The organism is Clostridium sp. L2-50 (genome assembly GCF_000154245.1).
Lineage (GTDB): Bacteria > Bacillota > Clostridia > Lachnospirales > Lachnospiraceae > Coprococcus.
This window is the reverse complement of sequence record NZ_DS480318.1, coordinates 310,200-321,089: the sequence shown is the minus strand read 5'-3', so window position 1 is coordinate 321,089 and position 10,890 is coordinate 310,200. Positions and strand designations below refer to the sequence as shown.

Below are 10,890 nucleotides of genomic sequence, written 5' to 3'. Positions count from 1 at the left end.
TTTTTATTATGTTTCAGATCGAAACAATCATACGAATATATTATCCTTTCCGGCTGAAACATCTCTATGTATTTATTTCATTAATTTTTTAATAGTATCAACCAGATCATCCACTGTATCCTCTTTTCCTGCTTTGATATCCTCGATCACGCAGGTTCGGATATGCTCTGCGAGAAGTTCCTTATTAAAGCTGTTCAATGCAGAATTGACAGCAGCAACCTGTACTAATATATCCGTACAATATGCATCCTTTTCCAGCATCCCCTTGATTCCACGGATCTGACCTTCGATCCGATTCAGCCGGTTCATCAGCTTCTTATATTCACCTTCTGTTCTCTGTTTTGTTTTATGACAATGGCAACATGGTTCTTCCATTCCTGTTTGCTCCTTTCTGATCTGTTATGCAAATTCATCTATTTATAAATATCAGACTGTATCTTATCAGCCATCAGGTTATTTATACGATATATTTTATATACCCCATAGGGGTATTTTGTCAAGTCATCTAATGATAAAATATTGCAATTATAAAAAAGAGTCACCAGCGGCTCTTTCCTGTAAAATAAAAACAGAGAATCTGATATCTTCTATCAAACTCTCTGTTCTATTCTTAATTATTATAGCCCTGATTACTTCGTTCTTTATTCTACATCGGCAATGGCATCATCGCTACTTTCCAGTGTATCAATATCTGAGCTGTCTTTCTCATTATCTACATCACTTGAATCGATATCTGTATCGTCTGAACCATCATCTCCACCTATAATGGTGTCATCATCATATTCATCTGATCCGTCTTCTTCTCCGTCGATAGTATAAGTGCTGTCCATCGTATCATCATAATAAGCGGATGCATCTGTACTCTGAAGAACCTCTTTCAGATCATATATCGTTCCGTCAACTGCATTTACCATGATTGCCTGTACAGGATAATCAAAATCATAATTTCCATCTTCTTCATCTGCCTGTGCGAATATCCATACCGGTACATATTGATATATATTCTCCTGCGATTCATCCTTCATGCAATAATACGTAAGTCTTACATCGTTATATTCAATATCATTATAAGAAGTCTTATTTTCTGTATAGTATGCCGGTACATTCTTATTCAATGCACTTAACAGATCTTTCCAGCTCATCAGTTCTACATTCTTCTGCTCATCTCCTGTCGGTGCAAGAAGCGGATAACAGCTTGCATTGATCACTCCGTTTGAATCAACCTGTATCGTAAATGTCTCAGATGTTGAATCATACCAGACATCATCATCGGATGAAAGGGAATCTACCATGGACAGATCCGCACTATATGGTGCAGTACCATTTACCGAACGTCCAAATGTCATGATATATCCGTCGTATTCTGTCGCTACAACGTCATATGAGGTATCGTAATATTCCCATAAAAGCTGGGATGTATATGTAGGGATCACATCATCAATACCACAGCTGCTCAGGAATTCCTGTGCAAGAGAAACTGCCTCATCCTGTGTAAATGTACAGCTGTTCGGCATGCTTTCATCTACATCTTCATCACCATACTGCGCATCATATGCATAAACATATGTAGCGCCCTCATGTGGCTTATAATTTATAAGTCCTTCGGACGGATAATAGGACAGTTCAAAATTTGCTCCCAGTCCCTCTTCTGAATCTGAAAATGAAAGCATATATTCATTATCACCGATATTACCTATAAAATCTGTTGCACTGTAATCACCCGCACCTGTACGTTCGTCTGTTGCATTCGTCATCTCATCTTCCAGATAAGATATATATTCATTACAATAGCTCTCTGTCTCTGTGTCTCCCGATGCCTTTGCCTCTTCTAACATTGCCTGGAAGGAGTCAATCTGCGACTGAAGATCACTCTTTGTCTGATGTTCCCAGTCATATACATAGATTCCTTTTGATTTATCAAACACTGCCTCGCAAACTTTCTGCTTATATGCATTGTCAAATGTATTACTTTTATAGTTAATGATAGACATGCTGTCAGATGCCGGAACACTTATATCGTCATCTTTTATCTTAATACTCTTTAATCCGGAATCACCGACCTCAATATCTCCCTCATAGGATTCAGGAATTCCCAGACGTGAAGCAAGCGCACCACTATCTCCCGAACCACTGTTTTCACTGTTTCCGTCTCCATCCACATCATAATCCACCTTTTTATTACAGCCGGAAAAAACGGTTGCTGCTGACAATGCTGTTACTAAAAGCAGAGCTGTCATTTTTGTGAACTTTTTCTTTCTCATGATTTCCTCCTAGAAATTTTCAGACTATACACTGATATTATTCAGTTAAACAAGGTTATTATAATCGAGCGAATATTTAATAGCAAGAAAAAACACGCATAAAAAAACGAAAATACTGTGAACACACAATATTTTCGCCTTTATTTCGATTATTTTTATTCTTTTGATATTACAACTTTTCCGTCAACAACCTGAATCTTTACTTTATTTGTGTCAATTCCTGCTGCCTCCAGAATATCATCACTGATCTGAACACGATGCGCTTTATCCAGAACTGAATATTCCTCATGAGAATCTGATCCGTTGAAATTAACGCCTTCCATGTCATTAATTCTTTTCCGATAGTCCTCTTTCATAATCTTCTCTGTACTGATCTTGCCATCAGCGATCATAACCACTCGGCTTACCTTATTTGCCAGACTGATATCATGTGTTACTATGATAACCGTAATACCAAGCTCCTCATTCAGTTTCCGGAACAGATCCTGTATCATATCCGACGTCTTGGAATCAACTGCACCTGTCGGCTCATCTGCCAGAAGTATCTTCGGGTCATTTGCAAGTGCAATCGCGATCGCAACTCGCTGCTGCTCACCACCGGACATCTGAGACGGATAAGAATTCACCTTTTCCTTCAATCCCACTTTACATAACAGATCATATGCTTTCTTTTCTCTGTCCGCTTTATTATCTTTGTCAAAATACATCGGAACCTGAACGTTCTCTAGTGCTGTCATATAAGGAAGCAGGTTTCTGGAATTCTTCTGCCATACAAACCCAACCGTATGCTTTCTGTATTCCACCAATTCCTTATCAGTCATGGCAAACAGATCCTTACCATCTACATACAGCTTACCCGCCGTAGGACGTTCCAGACCGCCGATCATATTTAACAGCGTTGATTTACCGCTACCGGATTTACCGATAACCGCCATCAGCTCACCTTTTTTGATTGTAAGCTCCAGTCCCTGAAGTGCCATAACCTCAACTTCATCTGTCTTGTAGATCTTAACCAGGCTGTCACAATCAATGATATTATCAGATTCCACAGAATCTGTATCAGTCCCATCTGTCTCCGATGCTTCTGTATCCGTTTCAGCATCTGTTACCGGTTTCTCCGTTGTCTCGTCATTTTCTGCAGTTTCATCCGCTTCCGTATCTGTTTCCTGCTTTTCGGCTGTATCATCAGCTAAGACTGAAAGACTGTCATTCTTCTGTTCTTCCATATCCTGTTGAACATCTGTATTGTGCTCATCTGTAGATACAGAATCAAGCATCTCCGTCCCGGATATATTCTTTTTTTCTTTCTTCTTAAATAATCCACTATGCTTTGCCAATGATCTCACCATCCTCTATCTCAAATACAACATCTCCAAGTTCCATCAGGTTTGGATCGTGGGTCGTCATAACAATGGTTATTCCTTCTTTTGCAACCAGATCCTTGAACAACCGCATGACATTCAATCCGGAAGCCGTATCAAGTGCTCCCGTCGGTTCATCTGCAAATATAACTTTTGGCTTATGAGCAACTGCCCTTGCTATAGCTACACGCTGCTGCTCACCACCGGACATCTGATTTGGCATATGATACATTCTGGAACTCAGTCCAACCATCTCCAGTACTTCGCGAATTCGTGAATCACGATTGCCTTCATACTCCGCCAAGCGGAGTCCGAAATCAACATTTTCGTATGCATTCATGATCGGAATCAACGCAACCGACTGAAATACAAATCCAATATCAAATCGTCTTAATTTCTCTTTATCCGCAACAGACATCTCTGACAGGTCATTATTTTCTATAATAACCTGTCCCTCCGTTGCATCATCAAGAGCACTCAGTATATTTAACAATGTCGTCTTACCGGAACCGGATCGACCTTTTAATATTGCAAGCTTGCCTTCAGGAATATCCAGATCAATTCCCTTAAGAGCATAAAATGGTTCGCCGTTTCCAACCGTAAAGCATCGTTTTATTCCTCTTGCAGTAATCATATCCATAGTTTAATCCTCCCCAAGCTTCAATGCCTGTGTAATGTTCATCTTCTTTAATATTGTACGAAGAACAATAAAACAGATAACAAACATTACTACAATAACGATTGTCAGTTTCAAAATATCAAACAGATTAACCGTTATGCTTATCGCTATATTATGAGCCTCCGGCAAATATACAACAGCTACCAGCTTTACGAACAGTGCTGTAGCCGCAGCTCCGACTCCGTAGCCGGCTAGACTGGCAAGTACGGAGCTGAACATCTGCTCATTGATCAGCATCTTATTGATCTCATGCATACTCATACCCATCGCACGGTAAATACCAAACAGAAGCTCTCTCTGCTTGATGGATGTGATCCAGTAGATCAGGAAGCCGATCGTACAAAGAATGACTGCAACTAAAAAGCTCAATGAGAATAAACCATTTGTGATCAGAACCAATGGAGATTCCAGCATGTCTCTGACATCCTGATCAACACTTTCATAACTGTTCAACTGAATGTCCTGCTTCTGTATTGCATTAACGGCTTCTTTATAATCATGCCCTGCTGCGAGTCTTCCCCATACCTGATATGGTGTCAACCCAAATGATCCAACTACATATGCATAATTGGCAACAACCAGATAACGTTCATTTTCGACGATCTTACCACTGCTGTCTTTTTCATATGTATATTGATTGAAGCCCGGCCATGCATCAACGATCGCACAGATCGGACCGCTTGCCGAACCAAGCTCTACATCTTCGCGTCCTTTGATATCGCTGTATCTCGTATACTTGATATTATCTCCGATCGACAGATCATATTTTTTTGCCAGATTAGATGAAATAATTACACCATTTGAAACAGTCGCTATGCTGTTCAGGTAATTAAACCAGTGTTTATCATTAAGACCGGATTTCAATTCTGCGGTCTCACCAAATTCTTTTGTATTAATACCCATCATAACAGAACCTGACAATTCTGAACCGGCAACGTTAATTGATACATTATCATCATAAATAACACGCGTCAGATCGGAGCAAATACCCGAAAGGCTTTCTGTATATCTCTCATAATCCGGTTCCTCATAATACCAGTGGCTCTGCTTATCCTTATCCAGATATGCACCGGCTTTCCAGCGTTCCTTCAAGATCAGATCCGTTCCCATATTATATTCGATACGTTCCTGATTATTTTCATTGATCGTTCTTGCCATATTCGAATTGAACATACCCATAGCGATCGTCATTACAAGAAATACAGAGATAAAGCCCTGTTTCTTAACCGTTCTTGTAATCTGAAGGAAAGACGCATATACTGCCGGAGACCACTTCTTCTTACCTACGAAATAGATGAACTTAATCAGATATTTAATCAGACGAAGCACCAGAAGACCTACCGCGAAAATAAACAGTGAGGAATTCAGGAAGATCAATGGATCCGGCTTCTTACCGGCTAAAATATTAAGTGCAATATCACTTTTCTGTTTATTGTAGTTGTACAGCAGATATACCGATACCGCTACCAGGATCACATCGAGAAATGCTTTCTCCCAGAACGGTTTGGTACTGATCTTGCCCATTTTGCTCTTTTGTTCTACGATCGAGTTCTTTGCATATTTCAAAACCGGAAGTGTCACAAACAGAACTGCCACCAAAGCTGCAACGAAACTGTATAACAACATTCCCCATGTCAGTTTATAGAAATGAGTATCACCAAACGTAAATTTCAGGAAGGATGTTGCACTTGCACATAACTTACATAACAGATAACCGATCGGAATACCTATTACAATTGCGATTCCTGAAAGAATTGCCGATTGTCCGAAATATATTCCAAGGATCTGTCTGGTACTTGTACCTCTGCTCTTCAACATGGCGATCTCGCCATCTTCCATTTCAAGTATCTGACTGGATACCATATAGATAAATGCCAGCAATAATACAATGATCGGAAGCTCCAGTACCCATATGATGATCATTATAGAAGTTGCATCATCCTGATACTCTGCGAGGATACTGCTGAAATTCTGTGTAAAATTACCATCTGCCTTCGAAAAAGCACTCAGGTAATAACGAATATCCGCTGCATTTGAATGATCGATATATGCATAATCAAGCATATCCGAATTCGTATAATATACAGTAAGTATATTATATTTCCGGATCATCTCATCAAAGGATGCCTTATCGGTAAACATCATTTTGTCAAAATCTGCCGGAGTCTCTTTCCAGTAAATATCACTTTCATCCGATGGTTCAAAAATACCAACGATCGTACATTTCAAAGTATTACCATCCGAATCGGTAAGCTTGTCAATAGATACTACCTCACCAACGACCAGATTATATGTGTCCATATCCTGCTGTGTCATCAAAACCGGATAAGTTCCTTCTTCTACCTTTCCGTTTTCCAGATCATCTCCAAATGCTACATTGATATGTTCCTCCATATCAGGCATATAGTTAATACTGAAAAATCTTCTGGAACCGAGGCTGGTCGTTGCATATGTCCCTTCAATAAACATACGGATCTGTCTGCTTAAAACCGGTACATCGATATAACTGAGCCATTTTTTCTCATAAGCACTTACTCTTGCTTCTACTGCATCTGAGTCCGGATATTCCTTTGTATCACAGGATCCTCCTCTTCCGATCACCGCCGAATATACATTGTTATCTTCTATCGCAGCGTCAAATTTCGATGATAATGTCATATCCATAGCACCGTTTTTGAACATCGGATTACAGGATGCTACTGCAACCAGAAGTACAATACCAAGAAGAAGACATGCATTGAGCCATTTCTTGTTTAATAACTTATGTCCTAAAAATTTAAACATTCCTCTTCTCCTTTCTACTCCTCTGAATCATCCTTCGATTTCTTCGATGTATTCTTACCTTCGTCCTCTATCGCACTCTTGATAATAACATCGCCTTCCGAAAGTCCTGTCAGTATACATACTTCCGTCTGTGTCTCATCTCCGAGAGTAACATATTGTTTTACGATTTCATCGCCTTCAAGTTTCCATACATATTTGTATTGTTTTCCGGATGTCTTATTCTGCTCTTCATAGACCAGGTTTCGCGGAATCGTTACAATACTGTCGAGTGACAGCTGAGCATAATTTACAAAATAGCCTTTTGGTGAGTCATAGAATTTTTCATCATCCACCTTGATATAGTATCTTGTTTCATCTGATGAAGCACTGCTTGTTACATATACTTCACCATCAATTGTTGTTACATATGCTTTCTGTGAATCCGCTGTTGCTCCGATACATCTTCCTGTATACTTATCGCTGTCATCCTTCTGGTTAACCAAAGTTATTTCCTGATTGATCAAAAGCTTTGCATTTGCATCGCCTGATCCGCCATCGGAATCATCGCCGCCGCTGTTATTTCTTCTGCTGTTTCCGCTGTTATCCTTTAACGACAGAGACATCATTTTAGACTCATTACTTCCTATACTGACAACCTTGTCGCCCTCCTGCAGCTGGTAACCGGTACTTACATATACATTCTGAACAACACCATCACTATCTGCATATACACTGATATTGCCTTTTCCGTCATTATTCTCATTCAGCTTATCCCGTTTTGCAATCAACGGATTTACAGTTGCATTATAGTTGATCTTTGCAAGCTGTTCATTATATTTCGCTACTTCTATCTGACATGACAACTGTTCAACCATATAAAGGGTATTTTCACCATCTGCATCACCCGGGGTTGCTGCCTGCTGCTTTTTCTTACCTGATTTATATTCGTTGATCTGTTTTCTGAGATCTGAAATCTGTTCCTCATATCCTGATATATTAGAATCATATTCCGTCTTTGCATCCGTAATCTGACCATTCAGCTCTAAAAGCTCTGCGCTTCCTCCACCACTGTCAACTGTAAATAACAGATCACCTTTCTTGACCTCCTGTCCTTCTGCCAGATCAAATTTGGTAAAATAACCCTCTACCGGTGATGAATATGTTACCTGATTAGTGTCCACCATCTTATAGGATCTGCTGGTTCCTGTTTTTTTGAAATTATTTAATTTGATATCATACGTTGTGTAATCGCTTGGTATGGCCGAATCAGAATCGTAATAAACAAGCTCTCCCTCTGATAAGCCGCTTACTACTTCTGTATAATTATCATCTGATGCACCGATCTTAATATCACGTCTCTCTTTATCACTGCTTTCTGTCTTCACATATACGAAATTCTTATCTCCATCCTGATACAGGGAATCGTTTCCGACAACAAGAACCTGAGATGCATCCGAAGTACTGAAATAAAGAGGTGTAACAGTTCCGGTTTTCAGGATTTTCTTATTATCCGCACCTTTTAGTTTGAATCTGACGTATGGAAGCTTGGATGCACTCTGTGCTGCTGCAATCTCCTGGTTGGTATAACTGTATTCTTCCAGATCATATCGTTTACCGTCGATCATCGTATACATTGTATTATAAACTGCCGCATACCCGTCTTTTGTGATCTGTTCTCCGGTAATCTCAATATATGGATCATTATAATCTGAAATAATTACAACATTTTCACCGCCTGCAGCAGTTCCGCTGTTTTCATCTGATCCTGACAGATTCTTTGCATATGTAACATAACCGCTCTGGTTTGCCACTAATTTACTGTCAGTTGCAAGTGATTCTTTTTCCTTGATCTGCTGATTAAGTTTTTTTACCTGATATTTATACAGCAGATTATCATAGCGGTTATTTTCTGCATTTACAGCCTTTGCACTCTGATATTCTTTGGCTCCTGCCGTATCACCTGCCTCTTCACAGGCTTTTATCTTATAATCATTTTCTTTCTGTGTCTGCTCATATATCTTTTCATTAATAGTGTGTGTCTGCTCCTGTGTAGATAATGAAGCCTTTAAATCATCAATTCCTGATGTGGTCTCATCATCATCTGCTTCAGCAAGTACAGTTCCTTTTTCTACATAATCTCCGACATTCACATAGATCTTAGAAATTGTTACAGAGGACTTATAGAAATAGCAATAATCCGTTGGAACTACAGAACCATTCTTTATGATTTTCTTACCAACATCCCCTTTTGATACCGGACGATATGCTTCATTGGTTGATACCGGATCCAACAATTCAGGTGCTTTCTCCGGTTTCTTGCCACAGGAAGTCACACACAACATCAGTGCCATAGATAGCGCTACCAGTCGGGCTCCGTAAGATTTTCTTTTATAATTCATATTTATCTTTCTCAATTTATCGTCACCTGCTCTCCTGCTGTTAATCCTGATTTAATAATCGTAGATCCATCTACGGTCTCACCAACTGTTACATCTACTGCCAAACGATAACCATCATCATTAATTGTGTATACATAATACTGGCCTTCTGACTTTTCACATACTGCCTTTTCAGGAACATATACTACATTTTTAATTACCGGTTTATGAATAGTCATCGTCAGTTTATTATCTTCGGATATACCTGCCATATTGTCTACCGGCTCAAAAAGGATCGTCTGCATATCTTTTCCGGTTGCATCGTCTGTATATTTCTTAACATCAATAACTTTCATATTGTATTTTGCGACCTCATAATCTGCCTCGTATTCATCTCCAACCTTAAATTCATACGTATCATCTGTAGTTACTGTATAATTTGAGGATCCTGATGCCACCGTTATCAAATTGGACGCGGAATTTGCATATCCATATCCCAGACTGTCGTCAACATAGGTCACTGTTCCGTCTTTTTCAGCAATCAGACAGTAATCCTTCATCTTCTCATTCTGCTCTTTAATATATGTATCTGCAATTGTCAGGTCTTCTTTCAGGCTTTCAATATCATCTGAATAATCTTCCGATCCATCAATCTGCATCAATTTCTGATAATGCTCGATCAAAAGCTGTTTTTCTTCCTTTTCTTGTGTATATTCATCAATCGTCTTTTGAATCTCATCTGCCTTAAACTGTACCATGATATCACCGGCTTTTACACGATCACCTTTTGCCACATTTACTTTTTCAACTTTATAATCATCCTGTTGAACTTTATATGACTTTGTTTCATATTTATCCGGGGAAAGATCTAACTCCAGAACAGGAGCAATGTCACCCGACTGAACTGTAGCTGTATCATATCCTACCTTGGTATATTCATCAATATGGATCGATGGCTTACTGCTTTCCGTCTTCCTGCTGCTACATCCACTGAGAAGGGCTGCAACCATGCCGGCACATAATATATATGTCATACCCTTTTTTATATGTTTTCGCATTGTTTCCTCCTTATTACACATCATTATTATGTATCTGTTTATTTTAATTTAAGAAAAAACCATTGTAATTTTACTCTGTCTTCCTGCTTTATTCAAGCAATGTATCAGCATATTAAACAATCTTAAGGTTTTCTAGATAATATTGTCATTACTTAATATTACAGTCTTCTGCTTTGGTATTATAAAAAAGAAATGTATCATATTTGCATCTTATAATTTTCTTTTTGCACATGTTTATCGAAAGTAGTATAGCATATAAATATGTCCATTTTGTGGCGAAAAATTCTGTCATACTGCGTGTGTTTTATTTTTTTTTAAAAAAGTGAAAAAACTTGTTGACATTTATATAGCACAGTGGTATTATCTTACTTGCGTCGGCGGTAAGCCGTA

7 protein-coding genes are annotated in these 10,890 nt (G+C 38.9%); all 7 read right to left on the bottom strand.

Annotated elements, in window-relative coordinates; genetic code table 11:
* Positions 1-72: 72 nt before the first annotated feature.
* The 7 genes from CLOL250_RS06825 to CLOL250_RS06795 all read right to left on the bottom strand — a co-directional run bounded on the left by CLOL250_RS06825 (position 73) and on the right by CLOL250_RS06795 (position 10,500).
* The gene (locus CLOL250_RS06825) at positions 73-375 is read right to left on the bottom strand and encodes a metal-sensing transcriptional repressor (protein ID WP_008401532.1); all 303 of its coding nucleotides are present in this window, start codon (positions 373-375) and stop codon (positions 73-75) included.
* Between the two features lie 266 nt (positions 376-641).
* Positions 642-2,261 carry a DUF6034 family protein gene (locus CLOL250_RS06820; RefSeq protein ID WP_008401530.1) on the bottom strand — a complete coding sequence of 540 codons (1,620 nt, stop codon included), beginning with the start codon at positions 2,259-2,261 and terminating at the stop codon, positions 642-644.
* Between the two features lie 155 nt (positions 2,262-2,416).
* Positions 2,417-3,607, bottom strand: coding sequence for an ABC transporter ATP-binding protein (locus CLOL250_RS06815; protein WP_446714951.1), 1,191 nt, complete (start codon positions 3,605-3,607; stop codon positions 2,417-2,419).
* Positions 3,585-4,262, bottom strand: a complete 678-nt coding sequence (locus CLOL250_RS06810; RefSeq protein WP_008401528.1) for an ABC transporter ATP-binding protein — start codon at positions 4,260-4,262, stop codon at positions 3,585-3,587. Before CLOL250_RS06810 ends, CLOL250_RS06815 begins: the two co-directional genes overlap by 23 nt.
* A 3-nt stretch (positions 4,263-4,265) precedes the next feature.
* Positions 4,266-7,085, bottom strand: coding sequence for an ABC transporter permease (locus CLOL250_RS06805; protein WP_008401526.1), 2,820 nt, complete (start codon positions 7,083-7,085; stop codon positions 4,266-4,268).
* Positions 7,086-7,099: 14 nt separating this feature from the next.
* Entirely contained in the window at positions 7,100-9,463 is a 2,364-nt protein-coding gene (locus tag CLOL250_RS06800) for an efflux RND transporter periplasmic adaptor subunit (RefSeq protein WP_008401525.1), read from the bottom strand.
* Positions 9,464-9,474: 11 nt separating this feature from the next.
* Positions 9,475-10,500, bottom strand: a complete 1,026-nt coding sequence (locus CLOL250_RS06795; protein ID WP_147554303.1) for an efflux RND transporter periplasmic adaptor subunit — start codon at positions 10,498-10,500, stop codon at positions 9,475-9,477.
* Positions 10,501-10,890 lie beyond the last annotated feature (390 nt).